Source organism: Reticulibacter mediterranei, from assembly GCF_016587455.1.
Window position 1 is genome coordinate 1,636,613 of record NZ_BNJK01000001.1, and the last position, 24,101, is coordinate 1,660,713.

At 50.6% G+C, this 24,101-nt stretch carries 22 protein-coding genes; 8 read left to right on the forward strand and 14 right to left on the reverse strand.

Features of this window, described 5'->3' with window-relative positions:
- Nucleotides 1-46 precede the first annotated feature (46 nt).
- The 7 genes from K3T83_RS07135 to K3T83_RS07165 all read right to left on the reverse strand — a co-directional run bounded on the left by K3T83_RS07135 (nt 47) and on the right by K3T83_RS07165 (nt 5,433).
- Nucleotides 47-1,057: an ROK family protein gene (locus K3T83_RS07135; RefSeq protein ID WP_220202278.1), complete on the reverse strand. Its 1,011-nt coding sequence runs from the start codon at nt 1,055-1,057 to the stop codon at nt 47-49.
- A gap of 11 nt (nt 1,058-1,068) precedes the next feature.
- Nucleotides 1,069-2,232 (reverse strand): tRNA (adenosine(37)-N6)-threonylcarbamoyltransferase complex transferase subunit TsaD, encoded by a 1,164-nt coding sequence (gene tsaD, locus K3T83_RS07140; RefSeq protein WP_220202279.1) that lies wholly within the window; start codon nt 2,230-2,232, stop codon nt 1,069-1,071.
- Between the two features lie 44 nt (nt 2,233-2,276).
- Nucleotides 2,277-2,915, reverse strand: coding sequence for a ribosomal protein S18-alanine N-acetyltransferase (gene rimI / locus K3T83_RS07145; RefSeq protein WP_220202280.1), 639 nt, complete (start codon nt 2,913-2,915; stop codon nt 2,277-2,279).
- On the reverse strand, nt 2,899-3,711 hold the full coding sequence (tsaB, locus tag K3T83_RS07150; RefSeq protein WP_220202281.1) for a tRNA (adenosine(37)-N6)-threonylcarbamoyltransferase complex dimerization subunit type 1 TsaB: 813 nt from the start codon (nt 3,709-3,711) through the stop codon (nt 2,899-2,901). Before tsaB ends, rimI begins: the two co-directional genes overlap by 17 nt.
- On the reverse strand, nt 3,692-4,282 hold the full coding sequence (tsaE, locus tag K3T83_RS07155) for a tRNA (adenosine(37)-N6)-threonylcarbamoyltransferase complex ATPase subunit type 1 TsaE (RefSeq protein ID WP_220202282.1): 591 nt from the start codon (nt 4,280-4,282) through the stop codon (nt 3,692-3,694). Before tsaE ends, tsaB begins: the two co-directional genes overlap by 20 nt.
- A 204-nt stretch (nt 4,283-4,486) precedes the next feature.
- Nucleotides 4,487-4,975: a zinc-ribbon domain-containing protein gene (locus K3T83_RS07160; protein WP_220202283.1), complete on the reverse strand. Its 489-nt coding sequence runs from the start codon at nt 4,973-4,975 to the stop codon at nt 4,487-4,489.
- A gap of 68 nt (nt 4,976-5,043) precedes the next feature.
- Nucleotides 5,044-5,433: a YraN family protein gene (locus K3T83_RS07165; protein ID WP_220202284.1), complete on the reverse strand. Its 390-nt coding sequence runs from the start codon at nt 5,431-5,433 to the stop codon at nt 5,044-5,046.
- 202 nt (nt 5,434-5,635) lie between these two features.
- Between K3T83_RS07165 and K3T83_RS07170 the strand changes: the two genes are divergently transcribed.
- From K3T83_RS07170 to K3T83_RS07190, 5 genes are all read left to right on the forward strand, one after another.
- Complete coding sequence (locus tag K3T83_RS07170) at nt 5,636-6,370, forward strand: alpha/beta fold hydrolase (protein WP_220202285.1); 735 nt, start codon at nt 5,636-5,638, stop codon at nt 6,368-6,370.
- A 200-nt stretch (nt 6,371-6,570) separates the two neighbouring features.
- Nucleotides 6,571-7,332: a YebC/PmpR family DNA-binding transcriptional regulator gene (locus K3T83_RS07175; RefSeq protein ID WP_220202286.1), complete on the forward strand. Its 762-nt coding sequence runs from the start codon at nt 6,571-6,573 to the stop codon at nt 7,330-7,332.
- 26 nt (nt 7,333-7,358) lie between these two features.
- Nucleotides 7,359-7,907, forward strand: coding sequence for a crossover junction endodeoxyribonuclease RuvC (ruvC, locus tag K3T83_RS07180; protein WP_220202287.1), 549 nt, complete (start codon nt 7,359-7,361; stop codon nt 7,905-7,907).
- Nucleotides 7,908-8,157: 250 nt separating this feature from the next.
- Nucleotides 8,158-8,748, forward strand: a complete 591-nt coding sequence (gene ruvA, locus K3T83_RS07185) for a Holliday junction branch migration protein RuvA (RefSeq protein WP_220202288.1) — start codon at nt 8,158-8,160, stop codon at nt 8,746-8,748.
- A 33-nt stretch (nt 8,749-8,781) separates the two neighbouring features.
- Nucleotides 8,782-11,103 (forward strand): type 1 periplasmic-binding domain-containing protein, encoded by a 2,322-nt coding sequence (locus K3T83_RS07190; RefSeq protein WP_220202289.1) that lies wholly within the window; start codon nt 8,782-8,784, stop codon nt 11,101-11,103.
- Between the two features lie 97 nt (nt 11,104-11,200).
- Here K3T83_RS07190 and K3T83_RS07195 read toward each other — a convergent pair whose 3' ends face one another.
- Entirely contained in the window at nt 11,201-12,130 is a 930-nt protein-coding gene (locus tag K3T83_RS07195) for a GNAT family N-acetyltransferase (protein WP_220202290.1), read from the reverse strand.
- 201 nt (nt 12,131-12,331) lie between these two features.
- Here K3T83_RS07195 and K3T83_RS07200 point away from each other — a divergent pair, with 201 nt between their 5' ends.
- Nucleotides 12,332-13,018 (forward strand): hypothetical protein, encoded by a 687-nt coding sequence (locus tag K3T83_RS07200; RefSeq protein ID WP_220202291.1) that lies wholly within the window; start codon nt 12,332-12,334, stop codon nt 13,016-13,018.
- Here K3T83_RS07200 and K3T83_RS07205 read toward each other — a convergent pair.
- Together K3T83_RS07205 and K3T83_RS07210 are read right to left on the reverse strand one after the other, a co-directional pair.
- Nucleotides 13,015-13,482 (reverse strand): hypothetical protein, encoded by a 468-nt coding sequence (locus K3T83_RS07205; protein WP_220202292.1) that lies wholly within the window; start codon nt 13,480-13,482, stop codon nt 13,015-13,017. The two genes, K3T83_RS07200 and K3T83_RS07205, sit on opposite strands and share 4 nt — an antisense overlap.
- Before the next feature lie 56 nt (nt 13,483-13,538).
- A complete protein-coding gene (locus tag K3T83_RS07210; protein WP_220202293.1) occupies nt 13,539-14,888 on the reverse strand; it encodes a hypothetical protein in 1,350 nt (449 codons plus the stop codon).
- Between the two features lie 334 nt (nt 14,889-15,222).
- Between K3T83_RS07210 and K3T83_RS07215 the strand changes: the two genes are divergently transcribed.
- Nucleotides 15,223-16,212 carry a GAF domain-containing protein gene (locus tag K3T83_RS07215; protein ID WP_220202294.1) on the forward strand — a complete coding sequence of 330 codons (990 nt, stop codon included), beginning with the start codon at nt 15,223-15,225 and terminating at the stop codon, nt 16,210-16,212.
- A 7-nt stretch (nt 16,213-16,219) separates the two neighbouring features.
- Here the strand turns inward: K3T83_RS07215 and K3T83_RS07220 are convergent, their stop codons facing one another.
- Together K3T83_RS07220 and K3T83_RS07225 are read right to left on the reverse strand one after the other, a co-directional pair.
- Nucleotides 16,220-17,617, reverse strand: a complete 1,398-nt coding sequence (locus K3T83_RS07220) for a sigma-54-dependent transcriptional regulator (protein ID WP_220202295.1) — start codon at nt 17,615-17,617, stop codon at nt 16,220-16,222.
- Between the two features lie 18 nt (nt 17,618-17,635).
- Nucleotides 17,636-19,996 (reverse strand): GAF domain-containing sensor histidine kinase, encoded by a 2,361-nt coding sequence (locus K3T83_RS07225; protein WP_220202296.1) that lies wholly within the window; start codon nt 19,994-19,996, stop codon nt 17,636-17,638.
- A gap of 350 nt (nt 19,997-20,346) precedes the next feature.
- On the opposite strand from K3T83_RS07225, the gene K3T83_RS07230 reads away from it, so the two are divergent.
- A complete protein-coding gene (locus tag K3T83_RS07230) occupies nt 20,347-21,018 on the forward strand; it encodes a hypothetical protein (RefSeq protein WP_220202297.1) in 672 nt (223 codons plus the stop codon).
- Nucleotides 21,019-21,042: 24 nt separating this feature from the next.
- On the opposite strand, the gene codA is transcribed toward K3T83_RS07230, so the two are convergent.
- Entirely contained in the window at nt 21,043-22,329 is a 1,287-nt protein-coding gene (codA, locus tag K3T83_RS07235) for a cytosine deaminase (protein ID WP_220202298.1), read from the reverse strand.
- Nucleotides 22,330-22,432: 103 nt separating this feature from the next.
- On the reverse strand, nt 22,433-23,863 hold the full coding sequence (locus K3T83_RS07240) for a purine-cytosine permease family protein (RefSeq protein ID WP_220202299.1): 1,431 nt from the start codon (nt 23,861-23,863) through the stop codon (nt 22,433-22,435).
- Between the last annotated feature and the right edge of the window lie 238 nt (nt 23,864-24,101).

The window sequence follows — 24,101 nt, forward strand, 5'->3', positions numbered from 1 at the left end:
ACCCGCCTTTCTTCCTCATCCTTGATTAGTGATGGGATAGAGAGATTTATTTACTCACCTGAAACTGGTATCCCGCCCTTTGAGCGCCCAGACAGGCGGCTCCCACAACACCAGAGAAATCACCCAGTTTTGCACGAATAATGGGAGTTTTTCGAGCAGGCACAGAAAGGGCCGTCACACGCGCCCGATGAACGGCGGTCTCAAAGAGCAGATCAATGGCCTCGATCACACCTCCGCCTAGAATAATACAATCTGGATTATAAAAGTTCATGACCGCTGCCAGGCCATAGCCAAGATAATTGGCCGCCTCCGTGACGATCTCAATAGTCAGTTCGTCTTTCTGCTCAATCGCATTGGCAAGGATGCCCGAACGGATAATCGTTTCCCCCTGCTTGAGCTGGCGCACCGCATCATCAGCCAGAATAGAAGGTCGCCCGTGATGAATCTCCGCCATAATTGCCTTTGTGATAGCCGTACGTGATGCGTAAGCCTCCAGACAGCCACGTCCACCGCAGCCACAGATACGTCCGCCGGCCTGAATGACCACATGCCCTATTTCGCCCGCCGTGCCGGTCAAGCCGGTATAGAGACGACCATTCTGCACAATGCCAGAACCAATTCCGGTTCCAACAAACACGCAGACGAAGTTATTGTATCCTCGACCCGAGCCATACAAATATTCGCCTTGCGCCGCCACCTCTACATCATTGCCAATGGTAACGGGTACGTTAAATTGCTTGCTGAGAATATCCCCCAGCGGCATGTCATGAACCCCAAGATTCGGAGCATCCAGTATTACGCCAGCCTGACGATCTATCTGACCAGCAGCCCCAACACCTATCGCGACCAGTTTTTCGTTGTCAGGCAGCTTCGCCGCATTAATTGCCGCCGTTGCCAGCTCTATCGTACGCTGGGAAACAAAGTCCTGCCCACGCTCGGCACGGGTACGCTTGCGCGCCGAGGCGATGACTTCTCCAGACATTATGTCAACAACAGCCGCAAGAGTCTTTGTTCCCCCCAGATCGATGCCCAGGGCATACGCTTTTTGTTTCGGCATAATGTACTTCCTCACTTTCTAAATGGCAAACTTAATCCTGGCTCAACATCGAGATCAAGCTCATGCCGTTCACCACGACAGAGATGAAAGAAAGCAGCGCTAGCAATCATAGCAGCGTTATCTGTACAAAATTCGATTGGTGGATACGTCAGGCGAACGCCCAGAGGAGCCAATTCCTGCTCTAAATGGGTGCGTAAACTGAGATTAGCAGCCACCCCACCGGCCAGCACGACCTGCTTCACCTGATACTCCTGAGCTGCCTGCCGTGTTTTTACGGCCAGCACCTCGACAACCGCTTCCTGAAAGCTGGCAGCAAGCAAGGACACGTCAGAGGCTCCCTGCTGCGCTCCCATCCGTGTATAGCGACTGATCTGTTTATTCGCAGCGCCCACAGGTGCAGATACCGATTGCTCGGTTGCCCCTTCCGCCAGATGCAGCATCGCCGTTTTCACCCCGCTGAAGCTGAAATCATAGGTTCCACGCAACCAGGCACGAGGGAGGCGATAGGCCTTGCGAGCAGCGCTCACCGCCTTGTGCTGCTGTTGCATCTCCTCTTCCGCCTTTTGAGCCGCCTTTTGAATCGCAGGACCACCGGGATAGCCGAGGCCCAGGATACGCGCGACTTTATCGAAAGCTTCTCCAGCCGCATCGTCACGAGTGCAACCAAGCAGTTCGTAGTCCCCATGATCGCGCACAAGCACCAGTTCGCTATGAGCGCCGGAAACAATCAAGCAGATTAAAGGAAAGGCAGGGTCACCTTCATGATAACGCCAATCATTATGAGCAGAAGCAGGTCGATCACCCGAACCACGCAACCAGTTTGCATAAATGTGCGCCTCCAGATGATTGACGCCGATAAAAGGCAAATTGTGAGCAAGCGCCAGAGCTTTTCCCACGGTCAAACCAACCAGCAACGATCCAGCCAGCCCTGGCCCATAAGTGGCGGCGATGGCATCGATCTCATTCCAGGAACGGCCTGCCTGCTCCATAGCCGTTTCGACTACGGGAATAATACTTGCCAGTTGTTGGCGCGAGGCAACTTCGGGCACTACTCCCCCATAACGGTTATGAATCTCTATTTGAGAAGCCACAACGTTTGAAAGTAGATAGCGACCATCTTCCATCAGCGCAGCTCCGGTTTCATCACAGGAGCTTTCAATACCAAGTATGAGCATGCGACCAGTTCCTATTTGTAGAATTTATCCAACTGGAACGATATTTACTGTGCTTCCAGTTTTTGCAGCAACATTGATTTCAATTCCTGAAATTTTTGTTTATAGCCCGGGGAATTGATCTCATCAGTCCACATAATCAAGGCATCTTCCTGGTTATCGCTGTAGTAGCGATGACGCAAGCCAGCCTCGCGAAAACCATATTTACGATAGAGGTTTTGCGCAGTATAGTTAGAAACACGCACCTCAAGAGTGACCCATTTCGCCCCAATATCATACGCGATATCAATGAGGCTGACCAATAAAAACTCGCCTAATCCCTGCCTCCGATAGTTAGGATGCATAGCAATCGTGGTAATATGGGCCTCATCAACCATAAGCCACAAACCAGCAAAACCGATAATAGCTGCCAGATCTGGCGATGGGACAGTAACAGCAGGGCGGCTGGGTAAGAGAGAGAGAGGGAAAAGGCGGCTCTTGCGTGGCCTCTCCTGCTCCTGCTGATCTACAACCAGACGTTCCTCTGTAATATGCTTGTCGCGCAATACAATATAATGCGCCCAACGATTATCCTGTAACTCCTTGCGATACGCGCTGGGAGGCCAGGTTGACGGATAGGCCAGGCGCTCAATCTCTATAACGCGAGGCACGTCCGACATCGTCATGCGGTCAATGACGTAACGCACCTTCTTCCCTTTCTGTCGTAGCTTGATCCCTGGAAGCCTGCTCTCCCCCACCTAATAGCGGCTGTTTTCGTACACTTTTCGTGATAGAAGGACGCCGCAGATACAGCGGTTCGATAACTAACGGATCATCTTCCTTGCCTTCAAACAAGCGCTGCATTGCAAGTCTCGCCAGGAGAGATGCTTGCCTGCTTGCCTGCATACCATACACAAAGCGACTTTTCTCTTGCAGAGACGCGTACAATGTCTGACGAGAAGCCACACTCAACTCACCGGCAAAGAGCAGTGGCACATTCTGATCTAGCTGTCCTTGTGCCTGCAAATGGGCTGCCAGTTGTTGAGGGGTGAATAAGAGATAATCGCTCTCGCGTCTCATCGTATAGGTGAGATCACCAGTATTTGTGAGCTGTTCGTCAAACAGATAACAGGCGGCATACAATTCCGAGCGCCCCGCTTCCAACACAGCACAGACGGGACCACGCCATTGCTGTTGTTGAGCAGCAATCACATCTAACGTGGGAACACCAATCAGCGACTTTTGTAATGAAAAAGCAAGAGCCTTCGCGGTAGCCAGAGCAACACGCACGCCATTAAAAGATCCAGGCCCAGTTGCCACAGCGATAGCATCGAGATCCTGAAACGTCACCTGACATTCAGCCAGCAGATGACGAATACTCTCTAACAGTTCCACGCTGTGATTATTCCCCACGTGCCAGCTATATTCGCCATATAGCTCGTTCTCTGAACACAAAGCAATGCTGGCCTGACGTGTAGAGGTATCAAGAGCTAGTAGTAGCATAGATATTCTTCTGAAACTGGCGCAACAATTCACAATAGCGCGAACCCGTCGCTACGAAAAGCAGACGGCGCTGCACTTCATCAATCAATTGCAAGCGGATATAGAGCCGTTCGGGAGGCCAAAACTCATCAGCTTTATCCGCCCATTCGACAACACATACACCGGAGCTAGCAAAATAGTCATCAAAACCAAGATCAAATAGTTCATCTGGTTCATTCAGACGGTATAAATCAAAGTGATAGAGAGCGAGCCGGCCTGCAAATCGTTTGCGCAACATCGGCTCTAATGGAGAGTCAGAAACATCCGATGGAGAGAGTGATCGACCGGCATATTCTTTCAGAAGGGTAAAAGTAGGGCTGTTGATCACCTCTGCAATGCCCATTCCTTGCGCCAATCCCTGCGTAAAGGTTGTTTTGCCCGCCCCAAGATTGCCATCCAGTAAAAGCAGTTCTTTGCCGCGCAAAAGCTCACCCAACAGCTTGCCAAGATGCTGCGTTTGTGCCGCGCTTTGGCTGATAATCTCAAGAACCTCTTCCGGCAATTGATCGCTCACAATACCATCTTTATGCACGTTTTGTGTCACCTACATCCACTGTACACTGATAAAAACTTCCCATCTCCAGACCATCCCTCCAAAACATGAGCAGGTTTCTGGCTCTCTCAACTACACTTATTGAAGACGGTGATACTTATTATAGCATAAGAGCCTTTCACAAGCTATCTTCTAGCTTTCTCTGCCGCGCTCTTCAATAGTCTCTACCAGGCTCCTTGCTGACTAGCGTAGTTTTGCCCCGCAGTTGCGACAATAAAGGGCATTGGCGCGGATAGGTTGGCCGCAATTCGGACAAAGCGACTGCGCTCCAGCAGATGCACCAGCCTGTTGACTGGTTCCAGCGTTCGCAGATGGCGTCGGGTTCACAGGTGGCGGCGTATAGTCTGGGGTCTGTACTGAGCCATACTGATCTGGCGAATACGCCTCATTTTTAATATCCTGGAGCTGCCCCTCACGCGTCTTCACATCATGATCTAATTCAAGCACGCTGGCACACAGGCGCGAAAGCCGTGAGTCGGTCAGCGCCCCCTGCTGGTAGAGATTCATTGCTGTCAACGCAAGGTCATCTAACAACTTCTGACGCTGTTCCAACAACTTATCAATCTCTCCCTGTTTGCCACGCACCCGCATCTGCTTTTGAGCTTCCCAACCTGTGCGGCTGACAGCCGAGTTTACGAGATTCTTTGCAGACTCAATAAAGTCGCTCATCATCTGCCTCCAATATTTGATCTGAATATTTGCTCACTCGCCATATTCTATAGTATGTGCAGGATCTCTGTCTATTCGCTAACTGCATGTTGATAGATACGTATTTCCTCAAATTTCCCACTACTGCTCAACTGCACCGCGACCACATCGATGCGCCATGACCGTTCTGAGCAAGCATGCGCATCGAGATAATACAATGCAAGCTCTATCAGCTTTTGCTGTTTACGCACAGTGACCGCCTCTTCAGGAAGTCCGTATGCTACTCCACGTCGTGTCTTCACCTCGACAAAAACCAGATCGTCCCCCTCTTCTGCCACGATATCTATTTCGCCATAACGGCTGCGGACGTTACGCTCCAGGATGCGATACCCACACTGTACCAATCGCTCAGCTGCCAGACGCTCGCCTGTTTGACCTAATCCCTGACGTGTTCCCTTTGGCCATGAGTTACTTCTCTCCATCACACACCTTACTTCAATTACTACGTGAACCAGCCCAGAATGTTGTGAATGCTCAGCATTTTAACATGAGATGACGACCTCTTGCACAACGCCGCCTCAGTGTATCATAATCGCTAATCTCTGCACACTCAAGAGGCAAAAGGCTGCCATCGTTTATAATGGAGGAAAATGGTACATATTTTGCAACGAAAGGGCTTTGCCGATGAATCGACCATTGATCTTCCTGCATGGCTCAGCCGACAGTACATCCATCTGGCGATTGCAGTTGGAGCATTTTAGCCAGCATGGCCGCAATAATGTTTTCGCCGTCGATCTGCCGGGGCATGGTCAACGACCAGATATTTTCTCTTCAGATGTTACCATTCAAGATTATGCCAGAGCTGCACGAGAAATTATCAAGCACGAATTGCACGTTGAGCAGCCGATTCTCGCTGGTCATTCATTGGGCGGTGCTATCGCGCTCACAATTGCACTGGAGTATAGTCAAGAATTGAGCGGCCTGATTCTCATTGGAACCGGAGCGCGCCTCCGTGTGCTTCCCACCATTCTTGAACGTGCAAGAACAACGCCCCAGGAGGCACGGCAGCAACTCGTCGAATTAGCCACTGCACCTGCCCGGCAAGTCAGCATCGTGCCTGCAATCCTATCAGAACAGGCAACCCCGGGACCAACGATTTTGTATCGAGATCTCGCAGTCTGCAATAGCTTCGATGTAATGAGCAGGCTACAGGAAATCTCCTTACCTACCCTAATTATCTGTGGAGAAGAAGATCATCTTACTCCTGTCAAATATAGCGAATACCTGCATCAACAACTCACAGCTTCAACGCTCTGTATTATTCCAGATGCAGGTCACTATGTTATGCGCGAACAACCTGAAAAAGTAAATCAGGCCATTGAACGATGGGAAGAGGCGCAATCAGCAGCATATCACTAACATCACAACATATAGAGAAGCTTGCATCATAGCAGTTGGAAATGTTACGCTTGACAAAGGGAAGGCTTGTCCCTCTCGACGCTTCAAGCCTCTTCGTGTTACAATAGCGCCATCAGTCCTGAAAGCACGAGACAAAGCATATGCTTGAGGTATATTTATCATCGAACTAGCAAAACCAGAAAGGTCGGAGGAGCAACGATATGTCAGGTCATTCCAAGTGGGCGCAAATTCGCCGATCAAAGGGTGTCAACGACGCTCGCAGAGGACAACTCTTTACACGATTAGGCCGTGAAATCGTTGTCGCCGTACGTGAGGGCGGAAGTGGTGACACGAACGCGAATTTCCGCTTGCGCATGGCAGTACAGCGCGCACGCGACGCAAACATGCCAATGGATAACATTGAGCGCACCATCAAACGAGCGATGGGCGGAACAGAAGGTGGCAATTACGACGAGATTACGTACGAGGGATATGGTCCGGGCGGCACTGCTATCCTTGTACAGACGCTCACAGAGAATCGCAACCGCACGGTAGCCGAGGTACGCAATGCCTTTAACCGCAATGGTGGAAACATGGGTGAAAATGGCTGTGTGGACTGGCTCTTTGAGGCAAAAGGGGTCATCGAGGTAGAGCTGGAGGGACATGATCCCGACGAGCTTTCGATTGAAGCAATTGAGATGGGGGCTGACGACGTAGAGCCTGCTACCGCCGACGACGAAATCCTGACCATCTATACCGACCCGTCAAACCTGGAGCAAGTACGTCAAGCATTAGAAGAACAAAAGTATAAAGTTCTGAAGTCCGAAAGCACAATGATACCAAAGACGAAAGTTGAACTGGCGGATGAGAAGGTAGCGCACCAGGCTATTCGCTTGATTGAAAGACTCGAAGACCTGGACGACGTACAGAACGTGCATACAAATGCCGACTTCCCAGAAGCATTCGCGGCATCTTACAGCTAATCCATCAACATAAGAAGGTAAAAAGATTGGATACTTCACGGGGAACCGCGTCATCTCCTCGTCCACGCGTGGCTCTGGGCATCGATCCAGGCACGGCAATTGTTGGCTACGCGGTAGTGATGGCACAGGGCAGCGACTATAATATGCTGGCCTGTGATGTCATCACTACACCCGCCAAAATGCCACTCGCGCAGCGTCTACAGCTCATCTATGAAGGTCTGAGCAACATCATAGCGACCTTCAAACCTGATGAAGCTGCAATGGAAGAGCTATTTTTCGCAAAAAATGCACGCACGGCCATGACCGTAGGACAGGCGCGAGGAGTGGCAATGCTTGCACTGGCAAATGGTGGCCTCTCCGTTGCAGAATATACCCCCAAACAGGTGAAGCAGGCTGTGACAGGATACGGAGGAGCTGGCAAAGAGCAGGTGGGAGAAATGGTGCGCATTCTGCTCAAATTGCGCGCGGTTCCACGTCCAGACGATGCTGCTGATGCTGCCGCCGTTGCTATTTGTCATCTCAATACCATCCCCTACACGAAAAGTTTCGCCAGCTACACCGAATCCAGCAGGTAAAGGTCATCGAGCAGGCGACATTTCTCCCCCCCGTTTGGGCAAGCACTGACAATTGCCTGATGCCTTTTTCAGGTCACTCTTTGCAGGCGCACCCTCCTATGCTATGATAGGAGCCAGCACAAGGATACGGCTCTATTCGTTGCTAACAGGATCAGCATCTTTTTCTCCTATCGCCAACAATCAATAGTTACTGACACAGACAAAAAGGCGTTACAGTCTATAGTGAATAGAAGAGGTACGGTTTGGAGCGATGATCACAAGCATTCATGGAACACTGGAAGCGTGTCGAGCAGACCAGGCAATCATCCGCGTTGGCGGCTTCAGTCTACTAGTTTTCGCTCCATCCACAACGCTCAGTCGCTTAAACGAAGCAGGTATGGAGGTTAGTCTCTATACCCACTTTCATATGCGGGAAGATGGCATAGCGCTCTATGGCTTTGCGACAGAGGCAGATCGGGACGCCTTCGAGCAACTCATCGCAGTCAATGGGGTGGGACCAAAGGTTGCCCTGGCCCTATTATCAGTTATGGACGCTCCCACGCTCTATAAAGCTATTGCGGACGAAGATCAACAACGTCTGGGGTTGGCTCGCGGAGTTGGCAAACGGCTGGCAGCACAGCTTATCCTTGCATTGAAAGGAAAGCTGCCCACTCTTGCTGCAACTGGCACCGAAGGGGCAACACCAGCAGGAAAGATCCAGGCCGAGGTGCTGGAGGCGCTGATCGGTCTTGGCTTCAGTAACAGCGAAGCCCAGGCTGCAATGGCAAAAATCCCGCAAGATCAGGCGATGACGCTGGAACAACAGGTCACTTATGCCCTGCGTACCTTTTCGCGCCAATAAGATTATTTTATTCTTTTTATTAATGAGGGTGCGATGGCAACGGAAGAACGACTCCCCCCTGCATGCGCATTCGCCGTATCTGTATTAGCAGAACGCAATCAAGATCCTGATGCAGTGCCCGAGGAAGCTGTAGAGGCTGCCCAGCAACATATCGCGTCATGCCCACGTTGTATCCAGGCTGCGACTTCTCAGGAGGCAACGTCACGGCCACGCAGGAAGAGAAAGACGCGCCGTGTCGCTGAAGTCGCCTCGTCTTATCAATCAACCCCTGCCGGTCTGAACACCTTACTGCATGAAACTGCTCCGCTCACAATCGAGCGCGAGAAACAATCGGAACAGCCTGCCAAAGTTCCACAAATAGGATCTCCGGCATCAGCGATACCAATAGAACCCGTTGCAGCATCTGATGAGCGGGGCCCGATTGCCGAGGGGACAATAACCTGTCAACAGTGTCGGCAACTGCTGCCAGGGTATGTAGAGGCAATGGATAGTGGCCTGAATGTTGCAGAGCTTTATCCAGAAATACAAGACCATTTAGTACGCTGTGATGCAGGCTGTCTCGTCCTGTTAGATCTTTACAAGCAAGAAGCAAAAGCCACACGTAAGTATCGCCGCCAACCCGTTCGTGATCCCTTCCGAGCCATGTATTGGATACTCACGGGCTTTTTTCGTGGTGGTCAACTGCCAATAGCGCCAATGGCGCTTTCATATGGTGCGCTCATTCTGATTATTTTATTTGCATCGCTCAGCACATATCTAGGAATCAACTGGCACGAATCTATTTATCATTCGCCACCTGCACCGGTCCACCTCATACCAACGCCAGATGGAGTTGGCATCAGTGATGGGTTGAAGATCTATGACGCATGTAACTCTCAGAGCTATCAAGCGAAGCGCGAAGCGGCTCAGGCTATGCAGAAAGCTGATTTTGCGCGAGCGGATAAGCTCCTACAAACAGCAACCAATGTGGTACAAAATGACACGACGGGCTGCAATGGCGCGGAAGCGGCTATCTATCGCGAAAACTTACATGTTCGTCAATCGGGACGGCCATTCTCCATCGTCGTTGTGAGCTTCGATAGCGGACCTGGAAAGGCTGATCCACACGGAGGAACGGATCGGCATCAGCTTTACGCCGCCTACACTCAGGAACTGGTAGGAGCTTTTATCAGCCAGCAACAGTATAACGCCCGGCAAATGCAAGCGGCAGATCATGCCCCACTGCTCTATCTGGTTCTGGCCAATACAACTGGCATAGAGTCGGGCGCGTTAGAAGTCGCCAACACGATCTCATCAATGCTCTCAACGCCCGATCTCAAGCACTTTGGCCTGTTAGCAGATAACAATCATTCAGTGCTGGCCGTGCTGGGAACTGGTCCGAGCAGTCTGACGCAGGTTGTTTTACCTGTCCTGTGCCGGGCAGGAATCCCATTGATCGCACCAACGGCAACAGGGCTATTCATTTCGGATGTATTGACGCAAACATCGCTCTATCGCCACTGCGCCCCCGGCTTTGCCTTTATCCGCTTTTCGCCCGACGATGCAGCACAAAGCGCGCTGGGTGCCAGCTATGCCTATAAACAATTGCATGCACGCAATGTAGCCGTCTTTTATGATCCAGGCAATCCATCATCTAAAGACTCTGCCGACAGTTTCATCGTTACATTGGGCAAATTCTCCGGCACACATATCGTTGCCAGAGAAACGGCGGTTGCCAGCGGCCTGTCAGACACAAATGGACGCCCCCAGGCATCGCGTGATGACTTACTTGCCGGTCTCAACGATGCATTGCAGGCCAGGCCACGACCCGACCTGATTTTCGCCCCGCTGCTGACCAGCGATGCCGTCACATTGGCGCAAGCAATTGCCAGGCTGCCACAAAAGGAACAACCAGCGCTCATGATTGGCGGCGAATTTGTGCAACCATTAGCATTGCAAGGGCTGGTGCAGTGGGCACGCCAACAACAATTAACAATGCCCCGCGTGTATATCGCGCTCTCCTCCGCCGCACGGCCACCAACGGATGGCGGCTGGCAGAAGCAATTTTACGCGACCTTCTGCACGTCCTTTGCAACTCGGGGTAGCTCCTGTAGCGGTACAGCAGCACTGGATCAGGGAGCACTCTTCTTTGCAGATGGTATCGAGATCGTCGCACGCGGTATTGGCCCTATCACTGACGAGAGCAAAATACCAACCCCGGCAACGCTCGTCAAAAACATCAGTGTGGAACAGTTCGCTGGTGTCAGTGGCCCCATCGCCTTGCAAAATTGGAACAACATCCTGCTCACTGGTACTAAATCCGCACCAGTTATTCTCAGCATTCAGCAAGATAGTAGTATCCAGATCGTCAGCTAGCAGATGTTTTTACAGAGAGGGAGGTTGCTTCGTCATAAGCAACCTCCCTTTTCATGAGGTTTAACCAGATCATTTGGCAATCTTCCAGGGTGCTGGATTACCTGGGAAGCATACGTTCCGCTTCAATATAGGTGGGACCGGCTTCAATAAAGCCCAGGCGATGATAGAGATTCACAGCTGGGATACCCAACGTCACATTCAGCAGGACCGTCGTGTGCCCCAGATCACGCAAACGTCGCATCGCTCTGACGGCGAGAAATTGACCGAGGCCAACGTGACGGAACGAGGGAGCTACAGCCATATGGCGTATGCGGGGAACTCCACGCTCCAGATGAGTGAGAATGGCACCAGCAAGATGGTAACGATCAAGACTATGCTCAACCACAAAACAGCTTTCGGGAATAAACGGACCAAAGCGCCCCTCCTGAAGAGCACGCACTTCAGCACGCCAACCAGCCACATCAGGGTGAATGCAGTCTGGTCCCCCTGTATATGCTCGCTGCAATAGGATGCCGACCTGCTCCCCCTCATCGGGATGCATTTCACGTACACGCAGAGAGCCAGGCAACGGGAGTTGTGGCATGGAAAGATCAGTAGAGGCAACCATCACCGTGCGGCGGCGTAGTTCCTGAAAGCCTGCAGAAGCAAAAGAGGCGATATACGCAGCGGGATAGGTTGCTTTTAAGTAACGTACACCTGAAGCAGCTGCACGCACCAGAGCCTCACCAACCACCTGTACAGCAACGCTGCCGCCAGCCTCTGGTAACAGGACCAGCCCGTCCAATTCAGCAGTGCTTTCATGAGAGAAAAAACGCAGCCGTCCTATGGGAGCGTCTTCTCGCCAGAGCAGATAACGCTGAGCTTGCATATCGGGAACTTCCTCTTTATAGCGAGCTATTTGCGCATCTTCCGGCTCAAAATGAAGTTGATCAGCACTACGTCGTGTGACCGAAACCCAGATAGCAGCATCTTCTGGCCGCGCCTGTCTCCACTCGACGGCGTTACGGGCCACATCAGGGTCAAGCATTGAAACACCTCCTGGTGAATGCAGTACATCATTATCTAGAGAGCAGTATACAGGAGGCACTCAGTACACACAAGAGGTCAGCTATATATGTGGTTAAACAATGTGACACTCGATTAGACTTGTTGCGTCAGCAACAGCCATATGCTATGCTATGCCCGTCATACAGACACTCTTATCCTAAAAATATTTAAGAAAGCACACATGGAATTACTGATCGTCACAGTTGCATATACAACATCAGGCAGAGATGCAGATGTCCTGGCACGCATCCGCTTTATTTCAGATACCGTGCGCAACGCTCCAGGGCTGGTCTCATCGCGCTTCTACCGCAGCCGCAGAAACGATGCCACAGTTCATTCCCCAACACAATCAACCTCTCATTCGTACTATATCATGTTGACCACCTGGGATGATGAGGAGAACTGGCAGAGGGCGCAAGAGCGATATAATCCAAAGCAACTGTTGCTTGGATCGGCTAAAGAACTCCTGACAGCGCCTCCACAACAATGGCAGATGCGCTATCTCTGGGGATATAGCCGTCCAGCAGCGAACCCCATTGTGGCTACCGCCCATTTATGCACAGCCCATCCCGACCAGATCGAATTTTTACAACAAAAATATGTCGAAGGGTTGCGCCACTATGCCATGCGACCAATGCTGGCTTTCGCATTCCTGGCTCGCAGTACATATGAAGAAGACACGAAAGCTGCCAGACGTACCGGCAGCATCAACGCTCCTTCTCAATCTGGAACAACCTTTTTAAGCCTGTTCAGTTGGGGAAGTGAAGAGGAGCGAGAAGATTTCTACTCAGACCCCTACTCGCGCACTCTCACCAGATTTATGAATAACATGGGCACAGCGCGTCAACTGCCGCTAGAACCTATCTAATCGGACGAAGACTCCGCGACCGGCCTATCGTAACGCCTGTGTAATTCTTCCTGGAGCAGATCATGATTCGACCACATCGCCTGGGTCAAGGTGTGGTACTCACCATCACAGATGGGAACCGTTGCAGCACATTTGCGATGAGGAAGCAATCTGAAGCGAATATTGCTGCCCTCGACTTCAACCCAGATATGACGCTTTGTATAACCGGTCCCCCACTTAAAAAGGACCAGGGTATCGTATTCTTCAAACCAGCCGCGCCCCTTTAACAGGTTGCGATTGACGGCCTGCAACATATCCGCCAGCCCACTTTCGCGTAACACATGCTTGGCATTCTCGCGCTGGGCAAGCCGCCTGGCCTCCTGTTCATCTATTTCTGCCGATATTTCTCGTTCCTGACTCGTAATAATCACGCCCCTTTCCGCAGCACAAAACAAAAGCACCTGCAAACGGTGCATTGGCTTCATTGTACCTCTTTTGCTAACCACGCTCAAGGGGAGATTGCTCAACCTGCATATGACCATCAAGGCAGATCTTCCTCTTCATTGCTGCGAGGTTGCAACAAGGGCTGGCTTTTTTTCGGCTGTTCAAAACCACGCAACCAGAGCGAGACATGCGTTGGCTGCACCGTCTCCTCAACCACTGCTCTTAATTGTTCACTGAGTTGGTTCAAATCGACTTCATCGCGTAATGTAGCACTAAGAGTTGCCAGGGTACGAGCGGCATTATATTTCTGTCGATAAAAATGGCGATCAATTATTTGCTGGAGATGATGACGAAGAGGCTGAAAAAGCGCTGCAATCGCTAAAGTAGAGCCAATAATCGTCACCTCAGAGTTCCATGCCTGACTGATAATATCATGCAAAAGAAGCTGCATCGTAAAGACCATGATGATATAGACCAGAACGAGCGTTGTCGTCAACGCCACATAGACCAACGTGCGATTGATGATGACATCAATGTCCCATAAGTGAGAAGAGAGAATGGCAATGCCAACGGTAAAAGGGATTCCCAACATAGAGTACATGATGAGATTCACTTCGAGCGCAAAGGCCAGAGGGCTGCCATGAGACAGCGGGGAAAACACAAGATAATAGAGCAGGCGAGGGATAATATTGCCAGCAACAGCGACCACGACGCCAAACACCGCCCAGCGAGTCTGTTGGCGTTGACGCGGAGTAGAGACGTAACGATAGCGGTACAACTGGGCCAGCAAAGTACTGACAGCAAAACCGAGAAAGAGCGTCAGGCTAAACCAGGATTGATCGATTTGCCAGGAAGGAAAGATAGCCACCACCAGCCAATATACCAGGAGAGCCAGGAGCAGCCAGCGGGTCCAACGAGGCACAAATTGTCCATCCGGGAACACATATCCACAAGACAGGAGGCTGGCATTACCAAGAGCGCCTACCACCGGAATCAGCCATATCCAATCAGGGGGTAGAGTATGCAGAGTCACATCGGAAAACCCAAAGGGCAGCATCATCAAGGCAAAAGAAGTCAACAAGGCGGCGCGATCATCTGATCTGCGCCAGAACAACACTATCCCAACAGCGGCATAGCAAATTTCAAGGAGCAGACTGGAGAGAAACATAATCAGGGCATAGATATCAAGAGAAAGCCCTAACGATTGCAGAAGAGGGAGATCAGCAGCAGTAAGTTGCACGGTAAATACCTGACCAGAAGGGGGATGAAGCTGATGAAGAGAGGCAAAATAGGACGGAACAGTAACGATCAACAGGATATAGATTGGCACAACAACCACAATCCAAGCTATACGCGCAAGGAGTAGCCCGAGGCCGCGCATGCGTAAAACTCCATCATCAGACACGATAGCGAAGGGAAATTTTGCTGCGGTTTCTGATCGGCACATTTACTACCCTCCAGACGTTCTACCTGGATTTGATCTTACCAGCAGTACAAATACATTCGCGGTCTTCTCCCTGTCCCCTGAGTGAGCGCCTTGCTTGCATTTTACCATACCGTCCCGGTAAAAGCGCGAGGCAACCCTGCTCCGAAAGAAAGAAGAGAGCGCCTGCTATGCTTCGAGGAAGGCCGATATAAAGATTTCATGAAAGTTTTGCACATAGTGACAAGATTTCATGGAATATACATCAAATATCGAGTTAGCAGTTGACGCAAAGCGTTACCTCTGCTATCATAAGCCAGAGCGAGCAAAAATTAGCAGAGTAAAGAGGTCGAATGCTATGGGTACCCCCCTACCATCATGGTCAAACGTTTTGCAGGGGATTATTAAGTCAACGGCCGAACGTCAACGCCTGGCGGCAGCTCTGGGTGTGACGAATATGACTTTAACGCGCTGGGCTAGTGGGGAGTCAAAACCACATAAAAACCATCTGGTACGTTTAGTCCAGGTGGTACAACCCGCTCATCGCCAGGAATTACTTGATGCGCTTGAACGCCAGTACCAGGATATCCATACCTGGCTCATAGAAGATACCTCCAATCAAATCCCAGCCGAATTCTTTGCTCAGGTGTTAAATATTCGTACAACGACCACCGAAAGTCTGCTTTTCTGGCGCATCTGTGATGTGGTGTTAAAACAAGCGCTTGCTCAACTCGATCCCAACAATCTTGGTATGGCGATCAAACTCATCCAATGTATGCCACCTTCGCCACGTGACGGGAAAATCCACAGTTTGCGAGAGCGTGTAGGCAAAGGCACACCGCCCTGGACAGCCGATCTTGAGCATGATGTACTCTTCCTGGGCCTTGAATCATTGTCGGGCTATGCCGTAGAAGTGCGCCACATTGTCAGCAACGACGACCTGCGCAAAAGCGGAACTATTCCTGCTTTTTCGGATGTGTATGAAATCAGTGCAGCCGCTCATCCAGTTCGTCTCGAAGGACGCATCGCGGGTTGTCTGCTGGCCTCAAGCACACAACCTGGATATTTTTCGTTGCAGCGGCTTGCATTGCTGGCGACATACAGTGATCTCATCGCGTTGGCATTCCATAAATATGAGTTCTATCCTCCATCGATCTTAGAACTCCGGGTCATGCCCAAACCCGAGACGCAACGCCCTATCATCGCTGAGTTCCGACAACGGGTCACAATGAAATCCCAGCAAGTGATGCAACAGCGGCAACAACTGAGCCATCCGGAAATTGAATTGCAAACATGGCAGGAGATAGAAGAAGATCTGCTCGCCGTCAGGGATGACTCCTATCTCTAAGGTTGCTCTACTCGATGCTATGTTTGCGCATCAGATAACGTAACTGATCGACTTTGGCAAAACCGAGCAGTTCGGCCGCACGCGTGCGATTATGCCGCGCAGTCTCTAAAGCCCAGCGAATGAAATGTTGCTCAACCCGTTCGCTGACCTCATCGAGCGAAACCGGGCCAGGAGGACGTGTTCTGAGCCACTGTTCCCAGATATCGATACAAGCTCCAGCTGCCTGATCCCCTTCGCCAGCTATCTCGTGCGGCAGGTGCATAGGCAATAATTCATCGCGATTGCTCAAAATCATGGCACGCTCGATCACATTTTTTAGCTCACGTATATTCCCGGGCCAATGATAGGCCAGCAGCAGATGTTGAGCCTCTGGCGCAATCCGCCGCACATTGCGCCCCAATGATTTGTTGAAATCCTCGATGAAGCGCGAGGCAAATAATAAAATATCGCCGGGGCGTTCACGCAGTGGCGGAAGCGTGATTTTAAGGACGGCCAGGCGAAAGTACAGGTCTGAACGGAAATGACCTTCTTTCATGGCTTGCTCCAGATCACGATTTGTCGCCGCAAGAACACGAACGTTGATCTTCACCTCCTTGCTACCTCCTAGACGAAAAAATGAGCGCGTTTCCAGCACACGCAACAGCTTTGCTTGCATATCCAGGGGCATTTCTCCAATCTCATCAAGAAAAAGCGTTCCTCCCTCCGCAAGCTCAAGTAGCCCACGTTTCTGCTTTTTAGCATCAGTAAACGCATACTGTTCATAGCCAAAAAGTTCGCTCTCTAGCAAATTATTGGCAATAGCAGCGCAGTTTAACGGGTGAAAAGGGCCGCTGGCCCGGTTGCTCTGCTCATGAATTGCACGAGCAACCACCTCTTTACCTGTGCCGCTTTCTCCCATAATGAGGACTGAGGCATTGCTGCGAGCGACGCGGGCTACCAGATCAAACACGTCCCTCATGCGTTCACTATGGCCTACGATATAGCTAAAATGATAATTATCGCTGCGATCCCGGCGAAGTTGACGCAACTCTCGCGACATAGCGCCAGTCTCCAGCGCACGTTGTACCACCAGTAATAATTCATCAAGGTCAAAGCCTTTCAGAAGATAATCAAAAGCCCCTAACTTCATAGCAGAAACGGCAGTTTGTACGTCACCATACGCCGTCAACATAACGACAGGCACCTCCGGATCGCTCTTGCGAACACTCATCAAGATCTCTAATCCACTCAATCCAGGTAGACGCAGGTCAAGCAATATAAGGTCAATAGTATTTTTCTGCAATTCCTGCAAACCCCGATCGCCGTCAGCAGCCGTATAGACCTCATAGCCATGTTTCCGTAAAAAACGAGCAATTTGATGTGGTAAATGTGGCTCATCATCGATAATCAGAATACTCAAGCTCATTGGCTGTCCCTCCCACCTTCAATCCCGATGATTGCTCTTATTTGTGATAATTGGCAGTCGCACCGATAGAGTCGCGCCATACCCAAAGTGTCCTTCCGCCCGTATATATCCTCCATGATCCTCAACTAATCTTCTTGTAATAGCCAAACCGAGACCGATCCCATGCGCTCTGGTGGTAAAAAACGGTTGAAAAATGCGCTCAAGCTGGTCAGGAGGGATGCCAGAGCCAGTATCGCTGACAGAGACCTCCAACCAGGATTGGAAAACCTCTCCAATAGAACTGCGATAGGGGTGTCTGGCAGTAGAATAGATCTCCTGATTGCTTTCTGACGACACTATGGGCTGACCATCCGAGATGGCCCGATCAGCGGCGAGAACGTGACAGGTAATGGTCAGAATTCCTCCATCAGGCATCGCTTGCAAGGCATTAATATAAATATTCAGCAACACCTGCTCTATCTGTCCTTCATCAACGTAGATATCAGGAACGCTATCATACACGCGATGGACATCAACGTTCGCTTCGACGCAGCGCGATTGAATGAGTTGCAGTACTCGATCACTGACATCGGTGATGCTACATTTGACGCGATGCAGCTGGCGAGGCTTCGCAAAGAGCAGCAGGTCACGAACGATACTATCAAGGCGCTCAACCTCCTTGAGTACAACCGAAACTGCCTCCTGCGCCCAATCGAATACTTCCTCCTCATCGGCGGGAGAAGGCTTTATTCCTCCCGCCATATCATCCATCAACATCTGCATCGAGATTTTAATCGATGCCAGAGGGTTGCGTACCTCGTGGGCCACGTTTGCCGCCATCTCACCTAACGAGGCAAGACGATCCAGACGGCGTTTCTCCTCTTCCAATTGATGCACTGATGTCACATCGGTAAATGTCACTAACACGCCGACACGCGCACTCAAATCATCGCGCAGAGGCAACAGATCGATATCAAGCACCACTTCGCGGTCATGACGATCAACAGTAATCAGTGTTCCTCCCTGTATCCCTTGCATATAAAATGGCGTATCGCTCTCTCGAGGCACATCTGTTCCCTGCTCGCTCTCAGGAAGGGTATGGGAGCGAGAAAATGATCTGATATCGAGAAATTTGTGCAGCGGCTGGCCCATCACCTCGCCGGGATGATATCCCAATATAGTAGATGCCGCTCGATTAAACATCGTCACTATACCGCTACTATCAACTGCAACTAACCCGCTGGGAATGCATTCCAGGATCAGAGCCTTTAAGCGCTCATCATCCAACACTTGCCGCAACAATTTCCGCGCCTCATTGCGTGCCTCTAGAACCTCTGCCATTAGAACTGTATTTTCAAGCACTGCGCTGGCCTGACTTGCCAATACCTGCAACAGCACAATTTCCGCGCGACGCAATTTCCAGGCGTGATAATACCCCCCAATCACAATACCCAGAATCTTTGGCTCTTCTTGTGAGAAATCATATGCAGATCCACGACTATCGCGCAATAATCCACTCTGCTTCCCGCCCTCCCTTCCATTCAACAAAGGCAGTGCAAAAAACGTTTTTATATTGGTCGGGAGTTGCGCAAGACACTCCTGTACGAAGGGATGAAGAGGATCACCTGGTCGCTCAATAATGAGAGGCGAAAACGCACGCTGCCCACGAAAATAGCAGAAGAGCTTTTCACAAAGTGAAGGTGCGATCCACGATGCCTGATCCACTCCTTCCTCCAACTCAACCAGTTCGCATAAATCCACAGCAGCTATTTCGCGGGTACGCTGCACTACAATTGTGCGCAAACGCTGTAGCTCGTACATGGAGCAATGCAATTGGCTACTGATACTATTGAGCAGAGCAAGCTCGTGAATACGTTCACGGTCCCGTTCCAGTAAACGCGTATTCTCTAATAGCAAAGCAACAACGCCTGCCACAGCTTCAAATACTACGACCTCATCTCGAGTCCAATCAAATCGTTCCTGCCCATCATGGCGAATAGCCACCAGCACCCCTATAGCTCGCTGGCGATAGAGCAAAGGGGCCGCAATAAGGGCATGGGGCGCAGGTGATGAAACAGGAACAACAACGATAGTGCGCTCTCGCCATGCCCGAGCTTCTGGCAAATCACTATGCAGATCAATAGGATTAATGCGTGCAAAGCGGAGCAGGGCAGCAGACCAACCAGGAGTATCATCAAAAGAGCCGGCAACAAACTGGAGAGTATTGCTGATCTGCTGGTAGAAGAGCACACACCGACATTTCAGCAAACCAGCGAGACGCCGGGGCAAGCTATCCTGTAATAGGCGATACTCAGTGATAGTGCTGAACTCGCTCAAAAGTGTAGTCACTATATCTGCTGCGTTTATCTGTTCATCACGATATTTTGCATCTACCAACATCTTTATCCCATCCCGGTTTACTGACGCCCTCAGAAGACTTGGGAAGTTATTCAGGTCATTCAGAGGTGCTCATGCCATTGAGAACTCTCTAGCAGCGCCTCTAACAGAACGAACACGACAGACACAAGGGTACTATCGCTTCCTGTTAAACTATACCAGAAGTCTTCTTTTTTGACACGCAAAATGCTTATTTTATGAATACATTGTAATTTTATACAAGAAAATATGATTTGATGAGGTAGAATGGTATTTTACCAGTTACTATTATCAATCCAGTGCAGAAGATATCAATTGACAGGGCAAGCATGAACGCGTACACTTAAACATACCTCACCTGGGAGCGCAACAATATGGAGAATATCACTCAACAACAAACAGATTTAAACTATTGGCGGTCAAAATCTGTGATTACACGCTGGGCAGCACTCGTGGGAGCATTGATTCTGGGATTGCTTTTCGCAGCTTTGCCAGGACGGATCACGTTCGGCTTCGGTTGGGTGCCATTAGCGATCATTGTCATCATCACACTGATTATTACTCTGCCTCATTTCGTACGCCGTCCCTTCTCACCTTCCACCATACGCGTTCTCAGCTTCATCATATTAGGAGTTGTGACATTAACTCTGGCAGTTGGAGTCTGCTTGATGATTTATACGCTCCCCAACAGAAGCCAATCGCAGGCCGGAATGTTACTGCAAACAGCAGGCCTGCTCTGGATCGCAAATATTCTCGTCTTTGCTCTATGGTACTGGGAGATTGACGGAGGAGGCCCGATCAAGCGCCACAAGCATGGGCATCAGGCAGCAGACTTTATGTTCCCGCAACAGGCCGATGGAAATACAAAAGGCTGGGCGCCACACTTCTTCGACTACCTGTTTGTTGCGTTTACTGCCGCCACTGCCCTTAGCCCGACTGATACCTATCCCTTGACTCGCTGGGCAAAGATGTTGATGATGATGGAGGCCATCATTGCCATGCTAACCATCGTTATCCTGGCAGGGCGAGCAGTGAATATCCTCTAAATTGTACTATTGAGTTTCTTCTCATTAAACGTGAAATGTCACTTCCTGCCCTTCTTTCTCGCCGGCACGTCTCACTACACTCCTACCAGGTGTGGTGCGAGCGATCTCGCGCCCTCCTTTAAAAACGTAGAGGCGGGCAGGCAACAGGCGCAATGCTTCAAAGGCAGAGGGAGCATCAAGGATGAGAAAGTCTGCTGGTTTCCCTTCTTCAATACCGTAGCGATCCTGAATGCGCAACGCCCTGGCGGCATTCGTCGTAATAAGGTCGAGAACGGCATCGATCTCTTCGTGTCCACTCATATGGCATAGGAACAGGGCCAGTTGCGCTGCTGCCAGCATATCGCCTCGTCCCAACGGAAACCAGGGGTCCATAATGGAATCATGCCCAAGTGCAACATTGACACCAGACGCCAATAGTTCTTTGACGCGGGTAATACCACGCCGTTTAGGATAGGTGTCAAAACGACCCTGAAGCACCACGTTATCAAAAGGATTGGCGATGACGTTTACCTGCGCTCGGGCAAGCAAGCGCAGCAGCTTGAAAGCATAGGCGTTATCATACGAGTGCATGGCAGTACAATGGCTCGCCGTGACACGTCCCTGCCAGCTCTGCTCAATGGTGTCCGCCGCCATCACCTCTGTAAAGCGTGATTGTGGATCATCGGTCTCGTCGCAATGACAATCAATATCGCGATTGAACTCCTTCGCCAGAGCAAACGCATAGTGAACATCTTCCACGCCCATATCCCGCGTCCACTCATAGTGGGGAATGCCTCCCACAAGGTCGCATCCCAGTTCCAAAGCCTTGCGCATCAATTCGCGTCCACCTGGAAAGGAGAGAATACCATCCTGGGGAAAAGCGACCAGTTGCAGATCACAAATATCACGAACCTCCTCGCGCACTTCGAGCAGGGCACGCAATGCGGTCAGGTTGGGATCGCAGACATCGACATGGCTCCGAATATGCAACGTACCTTGAGCGACCTCCCAGCGAATCTCTTCAAGCGCACGCCGCTTAACATCCTCATGGGTCAAATCTGGTTTGCGCTCACTCCAGATCTGAATACCTTCCAGCAAGGTGCCGCTTGAGTTATAGCGCGGCTGCCCAACGGTCAGAACAGCATCTAGATGGACATGCGCATCAATAAATGGAGGCACAACCAGCCGTCCATCAGCATCCACAACGCGGGTCGCCTCCGCAGAGGGCAGATCAGCGGCGATTTTGACAAAGAGGCCATCTTTGACGGCGATATCGACAGGCTGCTGGCGACGATGAAGCCGCACGCGACGAATGAGCAGATCATAAGACATAGACAAATCCTCTCACAGCAGAACTTCCAGGCTCCTAAAACAGCAGAAAAGAGATGAAATAGCAAGCTATCCCATCTCTTTTACTATACCAAAGTCTCGCCGATTATTGCTCTGCCTCGGCCACAGCCGCGCTCGGAATAGGTCTGGAGCGCAATTCTATAGGACGCAAGATCAGATAAGAGATTGCGGCAAAGATCACGCCCAACTCGAAACCAACATCCATTCCAAATGGAGGATGAATGAGATAAGCAATGGGGCCGACGAAGAGCAGCTGAGCCGCACCGAGGTAGACACCAACCAGACCTAGAGCCATCGAGACCAACGCAGCCCAACCAGCTGGCAACATTTCAGGGTTATTCCAGTCCTCGACGTTATATTTTCCGCGACGGAACACAAAATGCTCCAGCACCAGAATAACCGCCCAGGGGCCTAACCAGTAGGCAATCAGAAGCAGGAAGTTCTCCAGCGTTGCATTAAAGTTTTGCGCGGCAGGCAAGGCGATGAGAATATAGACGACTGCGCCAATTAACGTCCATACGGCGCGAGGGACGCGCTGGAAAGGCTTACCAAGCACCTGCATAGTCAGGCCCAGGCTATAGTCATTGGGAATATTGTTGGCGATCACACTGAGGGCAAGCAGAACCAGCAGGAACGTGCCGAATGGTCCCAGAGGCTGGAGTGCAGCTGCGAGGAGATCCCCACCACCTTTCCCTTTGTAAGCAACAACCGTTGAGAGGCTGAGTCCGAGAATTTCTAGCACAATGCAGGGAATGGTTACGCCCAGGAAGGTCAGCCAGAAAACGCGACTGGCAGGTGTATCCTCCGGCTGATTAACATTATAGTCTGAAGCGTACGAACTCCATCCGGTAGCAAAGCCATAGATAGCTCCGCCAAAGGAAATGAAGGAGGCAAGCCAGGCAATGTTCAACGCCGGCGTGGGAATAATGGTGATGTGGGGGCCGGCCACAAAAGCAAGCACCACAAAAATGAGCGCCATTGGTATCCATGCAAAGCGCTCATATCTATGAACATATTTATATCCATAGATACTCACGATGGTTGTCAGGATGGCAATGATGAGAATACCAACCCAACGGGGAATAGCTCCATTACTCAATGCCTGTACAAGCTGACCACCGACAATCACATTTACGGCAGACCAACCAATACAGGCCGCAATATTAAACAAAGCCATGACAATCGCCCCTACCCAACCAAAGGAGAAGCGCGAAATGGTCATCTGGCGCAAGCCCAGTTTCGGACCAAGTGTGGAGAAAAAGGCAACCGGGAGAACTCCAAGGACATTGAAAATAATAATAGCCAGCACACTATCCCAAAAACCGAGGTTAAAAACCGGCACTGCAATTGCGCCAAGCACAACAGTCGAGATAACCAGATTGGCGGAGAGCCACATTGTAAAATTGTCAAAGATGCGAATATGGGTGCGACTCTCCGGCGAAACACGTTCGATACCATGTGTTTCTATTCCCTTTTCGCCTTCAGAAATAATGACAGTATCGGTATCTGTGGCCATCGATGATACCTCCTTAAATGAAAAACAAAAGCATACGAAAAAAGGCACTGCACTCCTAGGGAAATGTACAGCGCTGTATGCCAGATCAACCGGGATACAACCATTATAGCATACAAACAAATAAATATATACTGTTCACAAAAGAACATTGTTTCTCTCTCATCGGTCACAACAAGGATAAAAGAAAATACAATTAAAGATACAGTTGAGAAAACTACATCCTTATATGACTTTGGTA

Coding starts and splice junctions, on each gene's coding strand:
- K3T83_RS07215 (WP_220202294.1), top strand. CDS start 15,223: ATGGGTACCCCCCTACCATCATGGTCAAACGTTTTGCAGGGGATTATT.
- K3T83_RS07210 (WP_220202293.1), bottom strand. CDS start 14,888: ATGTGCCGATCAGAAACCGCAGCAAAATTTCCCTTCGCTATCGTGTCT.
- codA (WP_220202298.1), bottom strand. CDS start 22,329: ATGTCTTATGATCTGCTCATTCGTCGCGTGCGGCTTCATCGTCGCCAG.
- K3T83_RS07190 (WP_220202289.1), top strand. CDS start 8,782: ATGGCAACGGAAGAACGACTCCCCCCTGCATGCGCATTCGCCGTATCT.
- K3T83_RS07160 (WP_220202283.1), bottom strand. CDS start 4,975: ATGATGAGCGACTTTATTGAGTCTGCAAAGAATCTCGTAAACTCGGCT.
- K3T83_RS07205 (WP_220202292.1), bottom strand. CDS start 13,482: ATGAAGCCAATGCACCGTTTGCAGGTGCTTTTGTTTTGTGCTGCGGAA.
- K3T83_RS07230 (WP_220202297.1), top strand. CDS start 20,347: ATGGAGAATATCACTCAACAACAAACAGATTTAAACTATTGGCGGTCA.
- K3T83_RS07225 (WP_220202296.1), bottom strand. CDS start 19,996: ATGTTGGTAGATGCAAAATATCGTGATGAACAGATAAACGCAGCAGAT.
- K3T83_RS07220 (WP_220202295.1), bottom strand. CDS start 17,617: ATGAGCTTGAGTATTCTGATTATCGATGATGAGCCACATTTACCACAT.
- K3T83_RS07170 (WP_220202285.1), top strand. CDS start 5,636: ATGAATCGACCATTGATCTTCCTGCATGGCTCAGCCGACAGTACATCC.
- K3T83_RS07240 (WP_220202299.1), bottom strand. CDS start 23,863: ATGGCCACAGATACCGATACTGTCATTATTTCTGAAGGCGAAAAGGGA.
- K3T83_RS07195 (WP_220202290.1), bottom strand. CDS start 12,130: ATGCTTGACCCTGATGTGGCCCGTAACGCCGTCGAGTGGAGACAGGCG.
- ruvA (WP_220202288.1), top strand. CDS start 8,158: ATGATCACAAGCATTCATGGAACACTGGAAGCGTGTCGAGCAGACCAG.
- K3T83_RS07200 (WP_220202291.1), top strand. CDS start 12,332: ATGGAATTACTGATCGTCACAGTTGCATATACAACATCAGGCAGAGAT.
- K3T83_RS07175 (WP_220202286.1), top strand. CDS start 6,571: ATGTCAGGTCATTCCAAGTGGGCGCAAATTCGCCGATCAAAGGGTGTC.
- K3T83_RS07135 (WP_220202278.1), bottom strand. CDS start 1,057: ATGCCGAAACAAAAAGCGTATGCCCTGGGCATCGATCTGGGGGGAACA.
- tsaB (WP_220202281.1), bottom strand. CDS start 3,711: ATGCTACTACTAGCTCTTGATACCTCTACACGTCAGGCCAGCATTGCT.
- K3T83_RS07165 (WP_220202284.1), bottom strand. CDS start 5,433: ATGGAGAGAAGTAACTCATGGCCAAAGGGAACACGTCAGGGATTAGGT.
- tsaD (WP_220202279.1), bottom strand. CDS start 2,232: ATGCTCATACTTGGTATTGAAAGCTCCTGTGATGAAACCGGAGCTGCG.